The organism is Serratia sp. CY33525 (assembly GCF_052169115.1).
Taxonomy (GTDB): Bacteria; Pseudomonadota; Gammaproteobacteria; order Enterobacterales; family Enterobacteriaceae; genus Serratia; species Serratia sarumanii.
In genome coordinates this window covers 542222-557432 of record NZ_JBJNLK010000001.1, presented here as the reverse complement: position 1 = coordinate 557432, position 15211 = coordinate 542222, and the positions used below count along the sequence as shown (strand labels likewise).

The 15211-nt window shown below is 64.5% G+C and carries 14 protein-coding genes; 12 read left to right on the top strand and 2 right to left on the bottom strand.

Translation table 11 applies throughout. The features are described 5' to 3' along the window. Positions 1-5: 5 nt before the first annotated feature. Together ACJ8IM_RS02695 and dpiA are read right to left on the bottom strand one after the other, a co-directional pair. A complete protein-coding gene (locus ACJ8IM_RS02695) occupies positions 6-3095 on the bottom strand; it encodes a beta-galactosidase (RefSeq protein WP_101455523.1) in 3090 nt (1029 codons plus the stop codon). Between the two features lie 102 nt (positions 3096-3197). After that, on the bottom strand, positions 3198-3884 hold the full coding sequence (dpiA, locus tag ACJ8IM_RS02690; RefSeq protein WP_033654924.1) for a two-component response regulator DpiA: 687 nt from the start codon (positions 3882-3884) through the stop codon (positions 3198-3200). Between the two features lie 313 nt (positions 3885-4197). On the opposite strand from dpiA, the gene citC reads away from it, so the two are divergent. The 12 genes from citC (at position 4198) to ACJ8IM_RS02630 (ending at position 15153) form a co-directional block, all read left to right on the top strand. Beyond that, positions 4198-5268: a [citrate (pro-3S)-lyase] ligase gene (gene citC / locus ACJ8IM_RS02685; RefSeq protein WP_004940809.1), complete on the top strand. Its 1071-nt coding sequence runs from the start codon at positions 4198-4200 to the stop codon at positions 5266-5268. After that, complete coding sequence (gene citD / locus ACJ8IM_RS02680; protein ID WP_019452464.1) at positions 5268-5576, top strand: citrate lyase acyl carrier protein; 309 nt, start codon at positions 5268-5270, stop codon at positions 5574-5576. Before citC ends, citD begins: the two co-directional genes overlap by 1 nt. Then, positions 5560-6480, top strand: coding sequence for a citrate (pro-3S)-lyase subunit beta (gene citE / locus ACJ8IM_RS02675; RefSeq protein ID WP_033654923.1), 921 nt, complete (start codon positions 5560-5562; stop codon positions 6478-6480). The genes citD and citE overlap by 17 nt, the downstream gene beginning before the upstream one ends. Next, positions 6480-7985 (top strand): citrate lyase subunit alpha, encoded by a 1506-nt coding sequence (citF, locus tag ACJ8IM_RS02670; RefSeq protein ID WP_033654922.1) that lies wholly within the window; start codon positions 6480-6482, stop codon positions 7983-7985. The genes citE and citF overlap by 1 nt, the downstream gene beginning before the upstream one ends. Positions 7986-7988: 3 nt before the next feature. Then, positions 7989-8537 carry a citrate lyase holo-[acyl-carrier protein] synthase gene (citX, locus tag ACJ8IM_RS02665; RefSeq protein ID WP_033654921.1) on the top strand — a complete coding sequence of 183 codons (549 nt, stop codon included), beginning with the start codon at positions 7989-7991 and terminating at the stop codon, positions 8535-8537. Beyond that, complete coding sequence (gene citG, locus ACJ8IM_RS02660) at positions 8518-9402, top strand: triphosphoribosyl-dephospho-CoA synthase CitG (RefSeq protein ID WP_033654920.1); 885 nt, start codon at positions 8518-8520, stop codon at positions 9400-9402. The genes citX and citG overlap by 20 nt, the downstream gene beginning before the upstream one ends. 25 nt (positions 9403-9427) lie before the next feature. Then, a complete protein-coding gene (locus ACJ8IM_RS02655; protein WP_033647927.1) occupies positions 9428-10891 on the top strand; it encodes an anion permease in 1464 nt (487 codons plus the stop codon). Positions 10892-11037: 146 nt separating this feature from the next. Beyond that, complete coding sequence (gene agp, locus ACJ8IM_RS02650; protein ID WP_033654919.1) at positions 11038-12267, top strand: bifunctional glucose-1-phosphatase/inositol phosphatase; 1230 nt, start codon at positions 11038-11040, stop codon at positions 12265-12267. A gap of 120 nt (positions 12268-12387) precedes the next feature. Continuing rightward, positions 12388-12678 (top strand): nucleotidyltransferase family protein, encoded by a 291-nt coding sequence (locus tag ACJ8IM_RS02645; protein ID WP_033654918.1) that lies wholly within the window; start codon positions 12388-12390, stop codon positions 12676-12678. Then, positions 12675-13046: a HepT-like ribonuclease domain-containing protein gene (locus ACJ8IM_RS02640; RefSeq protein ID WP_033654917.1), complete on the top strand. Its 372-nt coding sequence runs from the start codon at positions 12675-12677 to the stop codon at positions 13044-13046. The genes ACJ8IM_RS02645 and ACJ8IM_RS02640 overlap by 4 nt, the downstream gene beginning before the upstream one ends. A gap of 34 nt (positions 13047-13080) precedes the next feature. Continuing rightward, the gene (locus tag ACJ8IM_RS02635) at positions 13081-13773 is read left to right on the top strand and encodes a 4'-phosphopantetheinyl transferase family protein (RefSeq protein WP_033654916.1); all 693 of its coding nucleotides are present in this window, start codon (positions 13081-13083) and stop codon (positions 13771-13773) included. 189 nt (positions 13774-13962) lie between these two features. After that, positions 13963-15153, top strand: coding sequence for an isochorismate synthase (locus ACJ8IM_RS02630; protein WP_033654915.1), 1191 nt, complete (start codon positions 13963-13965; stop codon positions 15151-15153). Positions 15154-15211: the final 58 nt, after the last annotated feature.

Sequence of the window (15211 nt, the reverse complement as noted above, 5' to 3'; positions counted from 1 at the left end):
CAGATTTAGCCCTCGGGCGCCCGCTGCAGGCGCAGCTGATAGCGGTAAACGCCGGCGGTGAGCAGGTAATCCCGGTGCACGCTCGGGCTCCAGGAGTCGTCGCCGCCCACCCCCATATGGAAGCCGTCCAGATGCAGCCAGGTGCCGGCTTCCGGCTGCAGCAGATGCTGGTGGCTGCAGGCCATCAGCTGTGGCAGGCCGTAGCGGCTGAGCGAGAAGTGGAAGCGGCCGTCGATGCGCCAGCCGCCGTAGCGCAGGCTGCGGGTGTCGCAGCGCAGGCCGTTCTCGCCGGGGAAAATATACGGCGTGTGCAGATCTGCCAGCGGCAGGCGCCAGCGCCCGTGCTGCGCGGCCAGGCGGCGATCCGGGTAATTCTCGTGCGGGCCCAGGCCCAGCCATTCCGCGTGCGGCTGCACCGTCGCCAGTTGGCAGTTCAGGCCGATGCGCGCCGGCGGCGGCAGGGCGTCGGCCACCTCGACCTCCACGTTCACGCACACCGCGCCCAGCGCGTCGAACAGCCACTGCTTGCGGCTAATCAGCAAAATCTGCCCGTCCACGCCGAACTGGTGTTCGCTCACCACCCGCACGCCGTTTTGCAGCGCATCGGCCTGCAACTGCGTGCAGCGCTCCTCCAGCCGGTACAGGCCCGCCAGCTTCCAGCGTTCGACCCAGGCGTTGGGATCGATACGGTCCGCCTCGCTGACGCCGATGTCGTTATCGATCGGCGCGCGCGCAAAGCCGTCGCGCAGCGGCGTCAGCAGCTGCGGCTGCTCATTCTGCCACCACTGCGTCAGATGGCCGCTGCTGCGCTCGAAGCGCCAGCGCTGGTCGCCGTGGGTGAGGGTCAGCCCCTGATCGTCCTCAATCAGCGTTGGCGGCACGCCCTGCGCCGGCGGCGGCGCGGGATGCAGCGCGCGCGGCACCCGCCATTGATCCCAGGCGCAGCGGTGGTGCGCTTCGGACCAGTCGGTGGCCTGCGGCTGCACCACCTCCACGTTCAGCCACAGCTCGCCGGGCTGATGCAGCATCGGCAGGCGGTCGAGCAGGGTGAAGCTATGGCTGCCCTGCGGCGGCAGCGCCAGATCGAAGCTGCCGCTGGCGCGCTCCACGCCGTCCAGCTCCAGCCGCCAGTTGAGCTGCTCGTTGTCGGTCTGGCGGAACAGGTAATCGCTGGTGACGGTCAGCGTCAGCGAGGCGGCGTCGAAGGCGAAGCGGAACAGCTGCTGCGCCCGCTGCGCTTCGAACAGCGCCGGGTGCGGGGTGCGATCCGCGAACACCAGCCCGTTCAGGCAGAACTGGCGATCGTTGGGGGTATCGCCGAAGTCGCCGCCGTAGGCCCAGAACTCTTCGCCCTGTGCGTCGCGCTTGATCAGCGCCTGATCGACCCAGTCCCAGACAAAGCCGCCCTGCAGGCGCGGATGTTCGTGGAACGCGCGCCAGTAGCGCTCAAAGCCGCCGAAGCTGTTGCCCATCGCATGGGCGTATTCGCACAGGATCAGCGGCCGCTGTTCCTCCGGCAGGCCGATCCACTTGCCGATCGCCCATTTGGGCACCGCCGGGAACGGCTGATCCTGATCCACCCGCGCATACATCGGGCAGATGATGTCGGTAGCGGCGGTGTCGGCGCCGCCGCCTTCATATTGCACCGGGCGGGTCGGATCCTGGCTTTTCACCCAGCGGTACAGCGCGTCGTGGTTCACGCCGTGGCCGGACTCGTTCCCCAGCGACCAGATAATGATGCAGGGGTGGTTGCGATCGCGCTGCACCATGCGGGTAACGCGCTCGCTCATCGCCGGCAGCCACAGCGGATCGTCAGCCAGGCGGTTCATCGGCTGCATGCCGTGGGTCTCGATATTGGCTTCGTCCACCACGTACAGCCCATAGCGGTCGCACAGCCGATACCACAGCGGGTGGTTGGGATAGTGCGAGCAGCGCACCGCGTTGAAGTTGTGCTGCTTCATCAGCAGGATGTCGTGGCGCATCGTCGCCTCGTCCATCACCTGGCCGTGGCGCGGATGATGCTCGTGGCGGTTAACGCCGCGGATCAGCAGCGGCTGCCCGTTGAGCTTCAGCAACCCGCCGATGATTTCTACCTGGCGGAAGCCGACGTCATAGGCCTCCACCTCGATAATCTCCCCCTCGGATGAGAGCAGGGCGACGGTGGCGCGATACAGCGTGGGCGTTTCGGCGCTCCACAGCGCCGGGCGTTCTACCGGCAGGCGCAGCGTGACGCGATCGTCATAGGCGCCGCGCTCGTCCACGATCTCGCTGCCGAGCGGCTGGGTGCGTTCGGCCACCCGCGCGCCATCGCGCCACAGCTGAACCTGCACCTGCAGCGGGCCGGGCCGGCTGGCGCGCGCCGTCACCACCAGTTCGCCGCGGGTAAAGCTGTCATGCAGCGGCGTGGTGATGCGCACATCGCTCAGGTGCGCGGCGGGTTTGTGCAGCAGGCTGACGTCGCGGAAGATGCCGCTCATGCGCCACATGTCCTGATCTTCCAGATAGCTGCCGTCGCACCAGCGCAGCACCATCACCGCCAGCCGGTTTTCACCCGGCTGCAGCCACGGGCTGAGATCGAACTCCGCCGGCAGGCGGCTGTCCTGCGAATAGCCGACCCAGTGGCCGTTGCACCACAAATAGAACGCCGAGTTGACGCCGTCGAAGATGATGCGCGTCTGGCCGGCGGCCAGCCAGGCCGGATCGACGCTGAAGGTGTGCGAGTAGCAGCCGGTCGGGTTGTCTTCCGGCACGTGCGGCGGATCGACCGGGAACGGGTAGCGCACGTTGGTGTAAATCGGCGCATCGTAGCCGGCGAGCTGCCAGTTGCCCGGCACCGCCAGCGGGGCGGCGTCCGGCAGGTCCTGCTGCAGCCAGCCTTCCGGCGCCGCCTCTGGGCGCGGGAAATAGCTGAAGCGCCACTCGCCGTTCAGCGAGCGGCGGCTGGCGCTGGGGGCATCGTCGCGCGCGTCTTCCACCGTGCGCCAGCTGGCGAATGGCGGGTGGGCGTCCAGCCGGCGGTAGTGGGTGCAGGCCGGGTTTTGCCAGTCACGGCGGGCGAGGATCTCGGTCAGGGAAGCAAGGGGCGCAGCGGGCATCGGCGATCGTCCAGTCGGCTAGGTGATGCTCACCAAGATGCTGACCGGCGCATAAAAAGTAAAGCGGTTACACGCAACCTTGCAAGGGCGATCAAATAACCGCTAATGCGGTTCGCCGGCGCGGTAGATCCGCTGCGGGCGGCCGACCTTGCCGTAAATGATCTCGGCACGCAGCTGCTGCGCGGCGGTGCAAAACTCCAGATAACGGCGAGCGGTGGTGCGGCTGAGCCCCATTTTTTGCGCAACGCTTTCAGCGGTGTGCCGCGCGGCAGGTTCGGCGAACAGCGCGCGGACCTTGCCCAGCGTCAGCTCGTCGATGCCGGCGGGAAGCGCCGCCTGCTGCTCGCCGCGGGCGTAGGTATTGAACATCTCGTCGATGCGGCGCTGGTTGAGGCGCGCTTTGTCTTTCAGCGCTTCGCGGCGCTGGCTGAAGCGCAGCAGCGTCTGGCTCAGCCGGTCATAGGCCAGCGGTTTGATCAGGTAGTCGAATACGCCGTAACGCAACGCCTCGGCCACGGTGGCCATGTCGCTGGCGGCGGTGATGAACACGATGCCGCCGCGATACCCGCTCAGCGTCAGTTCGCGCAGCAGGGTGATGCCCTGGCCGTCGGGCAGAAAGTTGTCCAGCAGGATCAGGTCCGGCTTGAAGCGCTCGGTCATGGCGCGCGCCTGCGCCAGCGTGCCGGCCAGCCAAATCTGGCGGCAGCCGCCGTTCTGGCGGATAAACTCCGCGTGCATCTCCGCCAGCGGCGTTTCGTCTTCAACGATCAGGATGTTCAGCCATTCCATAATGAAACCTACTATTGCAATCAAGATGCTAAATGAATGTAAGTAAATTGCGGCACAAAATAAAGATCATCTCAATAATAAACACCATAAGATTAATTAAGCAAATAAAGAACATTAAATAACTTATTAACCGGAATCGGTTTGTGAAATAGGTCAATAATCGGCGTTTTTTTTCTGTTTACCATTAATTTATCGAACGCAAAGTCGCGTTTATCTGCATGGTTTTTAAGGTTTTAATTACCCTTGCTGATGTTAATTAAAATGCCTTTTTGTATTTAATTTGTTGTTTGCCAGTTAACCCAGAGAGCGTGTTATGTTAGGCGATGCCGTATTTAATCGGGTAAAGCGATCGGATCATAAAGCGATTTCGGAAATAAGCGCCTTCTTGCGCAGTAACGATCTGAATATCGACACCACGGTTGAAATATTTATTACCGTTACCCAGCACGACAAATTGGTCGCCTGCGGCGGCATCGCCGACAATATTATCAAATGCGTCGCCATCAGCCCGCTGATGCGCGGCGAAGGGTTGGCGCTGGCGCTGGCGACCGAGCTGGTGAACCTGGCCTACGAGCGCCACCACACCCAGCTGTTTATCTACACCAAGGTGCAGAACGAGCCGCTGTTCCGCCAGTGCGGTTTCTACCCGATCGCCACCGTGCCGGGCATCGTGGTGCTGATGGAAAACAGCCCGTGCCGCCTGAAGCGCTACGCCGCCCAGCTGGCGAGCCAGCGCCGGCCGGGCGACACCATCGGCAGCATTGTGATGAACGCCAACCCCTTCACCCGCGGGCATCAGTATCTGGTGCGTCAGGCGGCCAAACGCTGCGACTGGCTGCACCTGTTTCTGGTGAAGGAAAACACCTCGCGCTTCAGCTATGAAGACCGCCGCCGGCTGGTGCTGGCCGGCACCGCCGATATCCCCAACCTCACGGTACACGAAGGCTCGCAGTACGTGATCTCGCGCGCCACCTTCCCCTGTTACTTCATCAAGGATCAGGGCGTGGCCGACGACTGTTACACCGAAATCGATCTGAAGATCTTCCGCCAGTATCTGGCGCCCGCGCTGGGCATTACGCACCGCTTCGTCGGCAACGAGCCGTTCTGCGCGGTGACCGCGAAATACAACCGCGACATGCGCTACTGGCTGGAAACGCCGGCGCTGCCTAGCCCGCCGATCGCGCTGGTGGAAATCGAGCGTTTGCAATATCAGGGCACGGCGATCTCCGCCTCCTGGGTGCGCAAGCTGCTGGCGGCGGGGGACTTCCACGCCGCCGCGCCGCTGGTGCCGCCGGACACCCTGTACTACCTGCAGGATCTGCAAACGCAGCGCCGCGCCAAGGCGGCCCCGCATCCTTTTGAGTCCGCACAATCAGGTGAATGATGAAAATTATCCGAGAAGCAATGGCCGGCACGCTGGAATCCAGCGATGTCATGGTGCGCATCGCGCCCGCCGAGGGGCCGCAGCACGATCTGTTGATCGCCAGCAGCGTGGAAAAACAGTTCGGCGCGGCGATCCGCCACACCCTGCTGGAGGTGCTGCAGCGCTATGAGGTGGAGCCGGTGCAGGTGATCGTCGACGACAAGGGCGCGCTGGACTGCGTGCTGCGCGCCCGGCTGGAAACCGCGCTGATGCGCGCCTGCGAGGGCGGCCAACTGCCGTGGGAGGCGAAAGATGAAAACGCTGAATAAAACCCGGCTGCGCCGCAGCATGTTGTTCGTCCCCGGCGCCAACGCGGCGATGGTCAGCAACGCCTTTATCTACCAGGCCGATGCGCTGATGTTCGATCTGGAAGACTCGGTGATCCTGCGTGAAAAAGACGCGGCGCGCCGGCTGGTGTACCACGCGCTGCAGCACCCGCTGTACCAGGAGGTGGAAACCATCGTGCGCGTCAATGCGCTCGACTCTGCCTACGGCCTGGCGGATCTGCAGGCGGTGGTGCGCGGCGGCGCGGACATCGTGCGCCTGCCGAAGACCGACAGCGCGCAGGATGTTGTCGACATGGAGCGCGAGATTGCCGCCATCGAAGCGGCCTGCGGCCGGCCGGTCGGCAGCACCGGGCTGCTGGCGGCGATCGAATCGGCGCAGGGCATCACCAACGCGGTGGCGATCGCGCACGCCTCGCCGCGCCTGATCGGCATCGCGCTGGGGGCGGAAGACTATGTGCGCAACCTGCGCACCGAGCGCTCGCCGGAGGGCATCGAGCTGCTGTTCGCCCGCTGCTCGCTGCTGCAGGCGGCGCGCGCCGCCGGCATTCAGGCGTTCGACACCGTCTATTCCGACGCCAACAACGAAGCCGGTTTCCTGCAGGAAGCGGCGCTGATCAAACAGCTCGGCTTCGACGGCAAATCGCTGATTAACCCGCGCCAGATTGAGCTGTTGCACAACCTGTACGCGCCGACCGCCAAAGAGGTGGCGTACGCGCAGCGGGTGGTGGACGCCGCCGAAGCGGCGGAGCGAGAAGGGCGCGGCGTGGTGTCGCTCAACGGAAAAATGGTCGACAGCCCGGTGATTGAGCGCGCCCGGCTGGTGCTGGAGCGCGCCGCGCTGTCCGGCTTACGGGAAGAACCGGCGCAGCACGGGGAGGAAGCATGATGAACCGCCAACAACGATTGATGACCTTCGCCAACCCGACGGATCTGCCGGGCTATCAGGACGTCTCCAAAGCCAATCTGCAGGCGCGCAAACCGCGCGATCTCAAGCTGTGCGACTCCTTGCAGGAAGCGGTGCGCCGCAGCGGACTGCAGGACGGCATGACCATTTCCTTCCACCATGCGTTTCGCGGCGGTGATTTGACGCTCAATCAGGTGATGGAGACGCTGGCGGCGATGGGGTTCCGCAACCTGACGCTGGCGTCCAGCTCGCTGACCGACTGCCATGCGCCGCTGGTTGAGCATATCCGCCACGGCGTGGTGAGCCGCATTTACACCTCCGGGCTGCGCGGCCCGCTGGCGGACGCGGTTTCGCGCGGCCTGCTGGCGGAGCCGGTGCAAATTCACTCGCACGGCGGCCGGGTCAACCTGATCGAATCCGGCGAGCTGAGGATAGACGTGGCCTTCCTCGGCGTGCCGGCCTGCGATGAGTTTGGCAATGCCAACGGTTACAGCGGTGAAGCCTGCTGCGGCTCGCTCGGCTATGCGCGGGTGGACGCCGAGGCGGCGGGCACCGTGGTGCTGTTGACCGAGCAACTGGTGCCGTATCCGCATCATCCCGCCAGCCTGGCGCAGGATCGGGTGGATCTGATCGTGCAGCTGGAGCGGGTGGGCGACGCCGACAAGATCGGCGCCGACGCTACGCGCATGACCTCGAACCCGCGCGAGCTGCTGATCGCCCGCCGCGCCGCCGAGGTGATCGCCGGTTCCGGCTACTTCACCGAAGGCTTCTCGCTGCAAACCGGCACCGGCGGCGCCTCGCTGGCGGTGACCCGGTTCCTGGAGGACAAGATGCGCGCCCGCGGCATTCGTGCCGCGTTCGCCCTCGGCGGCATCACCTCGACCATGGTGGATCTGCACGAGAAAGGGCTGATCGGCAAACTGCTGGACGTGCAGAGTTTCGATCGGGCGGCGGCGACCTCGCTGGCGCGCAACCCGCGCCATATCGAAATCAGCGCCAACCAGTACGCCAACTTCAGCTCCAAGGGCGCCTCTGTTGATCGGCTCGACGTGGTAGTGCTGAGCGCGCTGGAAATCGATACCGGCTTCAACGTTAACGTGCTGACCGGCTCCGACGGCGTGCTGCGCGGCGCGTCCGGTGGCCACTGCGACACCGCCGCTGCCGCGCGGCTGGCGATCATCGTTGCGCCGTTGGTGCGCGGGCGCATCCCGACGCTGGTGGAGCAGGTGACTACCTGCGTCACGCCGGGCTCCAGCATCGACATTCTGGTGACCGACCACGGCATCGCCGTCAACCCGGCGCGGCCGGAGCTGGCGCAGCGCCTGCGGGAGGCCGGCCTCGAGGTGGTGAGCATCGACTGGCTGCGCGCCCGCGCGCTGCAGCTGACCGGCGAACCGCAGCCGATCGCCTTTACCGACAAGGTGGTGGCGGTGGTGCGCTACCGCGACGGCTCGGTGATTGACGTGGTGCATCAGGTGGCGGAGTAGCCGATGGCCGCCGTCGATCCCCAACTGGCCGCCGAACGCGCGGTCAGCCTGCCGGAGTTGCTCACCAGCCGCGAATGCCGCCAGGCGCGCCAGCAGGCGTGGCTGGCGCAGCACGAGTGCACGCTGCTGGTGCTGACGCTGGTGGTGCCCGGCCCGGTGAAGGACAGCGCGCTGACGCGCGGCATATTTAACCTCGGGTGGGCGGCGCTGCTGCGGCTGTGCGCCGAACAGGGCTGGCCCAGCCCGCAGGCCGAGGCGCTGGCGCTCTCCACCGGCTGCGAAGGGTTTGTCGCGCTGCGCGCCGATGCCCAGCGGGTGAAGGACTGCGCCATGCAGCTGGAGGTGAGCCGCCCGATCGGCCGGCTGTGGGATATCGACGTGCTGGATACGCAGGGGCGCATTTTGTCGCGCCGCGACATCGGCCTGCCGGAACGGCGCTGCCTGCTGTGCGGCCAACCGGCCAAGATCTGCGCCCGCCAGCGGCGGCACAGCAGCGAGCAGCTGCTGCATGAAATGGAAAGGATGTTCAACGATGCGATCTCTGCCGATTAACCTGCCCGCCCACCGTGCCGAACCGGCCTGCGACTTCGCCCGCGCCGCTTTCCGCGCGCTGCTGGTGGAGGTCAACCTTACGCCCAAACCGGGGCTGGTGGATCGCCATAACACCGGCGCCCACCGCGATATGGATCTCGGGCATTTCTACCGTAGCGCCCGCGCCATCGGCGTGTGGCTGCCGCGCTTTATCCAACGCGGGCGCGAAGACGCCGCTTTGCCGGCAGAGCAGCAGCTGGCGCGGCTGCGGCCGCTCGGCCTGGCCTGCGAAAACCAGATGTTTCGCGCTACTGGCGGCATTAACACCCACAAGGGCAGCGTGTTCTCGCTCGGGTTGCTGTGCACCGCCTTCGGCCGCCTGCAGCAGCAGGGTCGCGCCATCGGCGCAGAGGCGCTGTGCGCCGAGGTGGCGGCGATGTGCCGGGGGCTGGTGGATCGCGAGCTGCGGCGCAACAACGCTGGGCAGACCGCCGGCCAGCGGCTGTTCGCCGCGCACGGGCTGAGCGGCGCGCGCGGCGAGGCGGAGGCCGGTTTCCGGCTGGTCATTGACGGCGCGCTGCCCCTGTATCGGCAACGGCTGGCCGCCGGCGACGACGAACAGCGGGCGCTGCTGGACAGCCTGCTGTGGCTGATGGCCCACAACGACGACACCAACGTCGCCTCGCGCGGCGGCCTGCACGGGCTGCGCTGGCTGCGGCGCCGGGCGGCATTGCTGCTGGCGCAGGGCGGCTCGGCGGGGGAAGCGGGCCTGGCGCGTCTGCGGCGCTTCGATGCTGACTGTATCGCCCGCAACCTCAGCCCCGGCGGCAGCGCCGACCTGTTGATAGTGACCTGGCTGCTGGCGCAGCTGGGTGCCCAAGAATAATAACCAAGCCTTCAGGAGAGTCCCTATGTCCCAAACCCAGGAAAAGATCTGGAAAGCGATAGCGCCGCTGGCGGTGCTCGCGATCCTGTTATTGATACCGGTGCCCGACGGCATGCCGCCGCAGGCGTGGCACTACTTCGCCATCTTCGTGGCGATGATCGTCGGCATGATTCTGGAGCCGATCCCGGCCACCGCCATCAGCTTTATCGCGGTGACCGTCAGTGTGCTCAGCGCCAACTGGGTGCTGTTTGGCGCGCAGGAGCTGGCGGAGCCGGGCTTCAAAGCCGGTAAAGAGGCGCTGAAATGGGGGCTGGCGGGTTTCTCCAGCACCACCGTCTGGCTGGTGTTCGGCGCCTTTATCTTCGCGCTGGGCTACGAGGCCACCGGTCTGGGGCGGCGCATCGCGCTGTTCCTGGTGAAGTTCATGGGCAAGCGCACGCTGACGCTGGGCTATGCGGTGGTGATCATCGATATCCTGCTGGCGCCGTTCACGCCGTCCAACACCGCGCGCACCGGCGGCACGGTGTTCCCGGTGGTGAAAAACCTGCCGCCGCTGTTCGATTCTTTCCCCAACGATCCCTCTTCACGCCGCATCGGCGGTTACCTGATGTGGATGATGGTGGTCGGCACCAGCATCAGCTCCTCGATGTTCGTCACCGGCGCCGCGCCGAACGTGCTGGGCATCGAGTTCGTCGGCAAGATCGCCGGGGTGCACATCAGCTGGATGCAGTGGTTCCTGGCGTTCCTGCCGGTCGGCCTGCTGCTGCTGATCGTTGCGCCGCTGATCTCCTACTACCTGTACAAACCGGGCGTGACCCACAGCAGCGAAGTGGCCGCCTGGGCGGATACCGCGCTGGGGGAAATGGGCAAGCTGACGCGCAAGGAATACACCCTGATCGGCCTGGTGCTGCTCAGCCTGTGCCTGTGGGTGTTCGGCGGCAAAATGCTGGACGCCACCGCGGTGTGCCTGCTGGCGGTGTCGCTGATGCTGGCGCTGCACGTGGTGTCGTGGAAAGAGATCACCAAATACTCCAGCGCCTGGAACACGCTGGTTAACCTGGCGACGCTGGTGGTGATGGCCAACGGCCTGACGCGCTCCGGCTTTATCGACTGGTTCGCCCAGACCATGAGCACCCACCTGGACGGCTTCTCGCCGAACATGACGGTGGTGGCGCTGGTGCTGGTGTTCTACTTCGCCCACTACCTGTTCGCCAGCCTGTCGGCGCACACCGCCACCATGCTGCCGGTGATCCTGGCGGTCGGCAAAGGGCTGCCGGGTGTGCCGATGGAGCAGCTGTCGATGCTGCTGGTGCTGTCGATCGGCATCATGGGCGTGCTGACGCCGTACGCCACCGGGCCGGGGGTGATCATCTACGGCTGCGGCTACGTGAAGTCGAAAGACTACTGGCGCCTGGGCGGCATTCTCGGCGTGGTGTACATCGCCGCGCTGCTGCTGATCGGCTGGCCGATCATGAGCCTGTGGTACTGAGTTGAAGCCACGCGGCCACCGCCCGGTGGCCGCGGTTACGATCCTTTCCCGTGACCCCTGTCACACACTTGTCACACTAACCCCGCCATCATACGCAGGCAAACGCTAACACCTTAAAAATAATCATTTTCCGGGAGCCTCTGCGGATGAGAAAAAAAACCTTATTGCTGTGCCTGCCTTTGTTATTCACCGGGAACGCGCTGGCGGAAGCCGGCGGTTATCAGCTGGAGCAGGTGCTGGTGATGAGCCGCCATAACCTGCGCGCACCGCTGGCCAACAACGGCAGCGTGCTGGCGCAGTCCACGCCGAAGGCCTGGCCGGCCTGGGAAACGCCGGGCGGCCAGCTGACCACCAAGGGCGGGGTGCTGGAAGTGTATATGGGGCACTATTTCAACGCCTGGCTGAAGCAGACCGGCCTGTTGCCGCAAGAGGGCTGCCCGACCGCCGGTAGCGTGTACGTCTACGCGAACAGTCTGCAGCGCACGGTGGCCACCGCGCAGTTCTTCAGCAACGGCGCGTTCCCCGGCTGCGACGTCGGCGTGCATCATCAGGACAAAATGGGCGAGATGGATCCGACCTTCAACCCGATCATCACCGACACCAGCGAAGCCTTCAACCAGCAGGCGCTGGCGGCGATGAACGCCGCGCTGGGATCGCTGAAGCTGGACGTCTCTTACCAACAGCTGGCGAAGATTATCGACTACAAGGACTCCGCCGCCTGTAAGACCGACAAACACTGTGACTTGACCAAGGAAGCCAGCGTGATGAGCGCGGTGCCGGGCAAAGAGCCGGGCGTCTCCGGCCCGCTGCGGGTGGGCAACTCGCTGGTGGACGCCTTTATGCTGCAGTACTACGAAGGTTTCCCGATGAAAGAGGTGGCCTGGGGCAAAATCGCCACCCCACATCAGTGGCAGCAGCTGGCGCAGCTGAAAGACGGCTATCAGGACTCGCTGTTCACCTCGCCGGTGGTGGCGCAGAACGTCGCCAAGCCGCTGCTGACCTACATCAACAATGCGCTGCTCGGCGAGCGCAAACCGGACGCGCCGAAGCTGACGGTGCTGGTCGGCCACGATTCCAATATTGCCTCGCTGCTGTCGGCCATGCAGTTCCAGCCGTATCAACTGCCGCAGCAATACGAGAAAACGCCGATCGGCGGCAAACTGGTGTTCCAGCGCTGGCGCGACGCGCAGAACGACCGTGAATTGCTGAAGATCGAGTACGTCTATCAGTCCACTGAGCAACTGCGCAAGGCGACGCCGCTGACGCTGCAAACCCCGCCGCAGCGCGTGACGCTGGCGCTGAAAGGCTGCCCGATCGACAAAGACGGCTTCTGCGCCTGGAGCGATTTCGAAAAGACCATGAAAGGCATCTTGTAATGCCCAGCTTCTCTCCCGAGCGCGGGGGAGAGGCGAAGGCGCGGCTGCCGGGGGGATTGTGCTTGAATCCCCTCAACCGATCACCTAGCATTTCGTTAGATGTAACGGGGAGAGAAAACCATGCGACCATCCATTGTTCTTGCAGAGCATCGCCAGGCGATCCGAGAAACGGTTGGGCTGTTCCCTGCGGCTAATCCGCGTATTTTCGGCTCGGTGCTGCATGGCACCGATCGGGAGGGCAGTGATTTGGATCTGTTGGTCGATGCGTTGCCGGGCGCCACGTTGTTTGATCTGGGAGGGCTGCAGTCGGAACTGGAAGCGCTGCTGGGCATTCAGGTGGATCTGCTGACGCCGCTCGATTTGCCGCCGACCTTTCGCCAGCAGGTTTTGGCGGAGGCCCAGCCGGTATGAAAGATGCGCGGTTGGTCGATTATCTGAGCCATATGCAACAGGCGGCGCAGGATGCCTGCGATTTCGTTGATGGCCTGGCGGCGGCAGATTTTATCGAAGATAAACGCACTCAGCAGGCCGTCATTATGAGCCTGATTATCATCGGTGAAGCCGTGACGAAAATCATGGATGGCAGCCCCGCGTTTACGCAACGTCATCCTGAAATCCCCTGGCGCAACATGCGCGGCATGCGTAATCGCATTGCGCACGGTTATTTTGATATCAACCTTGAAGTGGTCTGGGCGACGGTGCAAACGGCGTTGCCGGAACTGCTGACACAGCTGGTGGCGGTACGCCAGGATGCCGAGAAGTTAAACGACGGTGATTAAACTCTCTTTGGACAGTGACTCTGGTTCCTGCCGGTTGCCCACTTTTATCCGCAATATCGAATTTTTCACGCCGGCCGGCTATCCGGGCCAGGTGGCGCGCTGCCATTTTACGCTGGCGGAGTATCGCGACGACAGTTTTCCCGAGGCGGGTTTTGCACTGCCGGAACATCTGGCGCGCGCGGTGCCGAAGCGCCGCGCGGAGTATCTGGCCGGGCGTGTTCTGGCGCGGCAACTGTTGGCGCCGCTCGGTTTTGCCGACTTCACCCTGGCGCGCGGCGAAGATCGCGCGCCGCAGTGGCCGCCGGGCATCGCCGGGGCGCTGAGCCATAATTCGGATACCGCGCTGTGCGCCGTGCACCGCGAGCGCGGGCTGGGCGGCGTTGGGTTGGATGTGGAGACGCTGCTCTCCGACGTGCGGGCGGAGGAGTTGTGGGGCGCGATCGTTTCCCCGGCGGAGCGCGAGGCGTTGCTGCGCGAGGCGCTGCCGTTCAATGAACTGCTGACGCTGACGTTTTCCGCCAAAGAGAGCCTGTTCAAGGCGCTGTATCCGCAGGTGCGCTGTTACTTCGATTTTCTCGATGCGCGCATGGTCGCCGTGGATGCGCAGCGGCAGACGTTTGTATTAACGTTGCTTAAGACGCTGACGCCAAATTGCCCCGCCGGTCGCCGGTTTAGCGGGCGTTTTTGGCGTAAAGGTGACGATGTCACGACTTTTATCTTTTGCTAAAATCCAATAATAACAGTGTGTTATTTCTTTATTCGCCGTAACGCAGGTTTGCCGCGGCGGGCGGAAAGATTCATTCATCGGAGATTGACCCACGCTGGGGATCCGGTGTAATTTATCCTCCTTTTACAGCTAATGATAATTATTCGCATAAACATTATCATTGGTAAGGCGCAACAAAGGAGTGGTCTTGTGGCGACACTGACGACAGAAAACCAAACCTTCCCCGGGTTTGTGTACGCCGAACAATCGACCTTTTTGTACCGGTCCGAATTCCGTTCCCTCTCCGCCGGTGGCGTGTTCGAGCGTATCGAGACGCCGGCGTTCGGCGGCGAGCAGGAAGGCAGCGCGCTGGCGCAGCATATCCGCCAGGCGCTGGCGCGCGCCAAATCCGCCGGCCAGGAGACGCCGGTGGTGGTGGGCGCCATTCCGTTCGATACGCGCCGGCCTTCCAGCCTGTACGTGCCTGAAAGTTTACAGTTTGTCGCCAACGACAGTTTTACCCGCGCCGCGCGCCCGATGCTGCAACAGCCGCATCGCCTGGCCGCCTGCACCAGCATTCCGGACGAGCCGCGCTTCAAGCACGCGGTGGCGGAAGCGGTCAGCCGCTTTAAACAAGGCAAGCTGGACAAGGCGGTGCTGTCGCGCATCCTCGACATTGAGCTGGAGCAGCCGGTGGCGGGCCACCAGATCCTCAATAACCTGATGGTGCAGAACCCGACCGGTTACCACTTTTCCCTGCCGCTGGCCGATGGCGGCGTGCTGATCGGCGCCAGCCCGGAGCTGCTGATCCGCAAGCAGGGCGGCGAGATCCACACCAATCCGCTGGCGGGCTCGGCGCGCCGTCAGGACGATCCGCAGCAGGATCGCCTCGGCAGCGAGCGCCTGATGCGCTCGACCAAAGACAAATACGAACACAAGCTGGTGATCGACGACATTCGCCGCCACCTGGCGCCGCTGTGCGCCAGCCTGAGCGTGCCCAGCGGCCCGTCGCTGCTCAGCACCGGCACCATGTGGCACCTGTCCACCCGCATTCGCGGCGAACTGCTGAACCCGAATCTCAATGTGATGCAACTGGCCTGCCTGCTGCATCCGACGCCGGCGCTGTGCGGCTTCCCGACCGAGAGCGCCCGCCAACTGATCGCCGATCTGGAACCGCACGATCGCGGCCTGTTCAGCGGCATTGTCGGCTGGTGCGACGCCAACGGCGACGGCGAGTGGGCGATCGTCATCCGCAGCGGCCTGCTGCGCGGCAACCGGGTGCGGCTGTTCGCCGGCGCGGGCATCGTCGCCGCCTCGACGCCGCAGGCCGAGTGGATGGAAACCGCCGCCAAACTGGGCACCATGCTCAACGCTTTCGGCCTGAACAGCGGCGCGCTGTAGGCCTCTTTGCGGCGCAGTGCGCGCCGCGTCATACGCTTTCGCAGGAGACAACGATGAA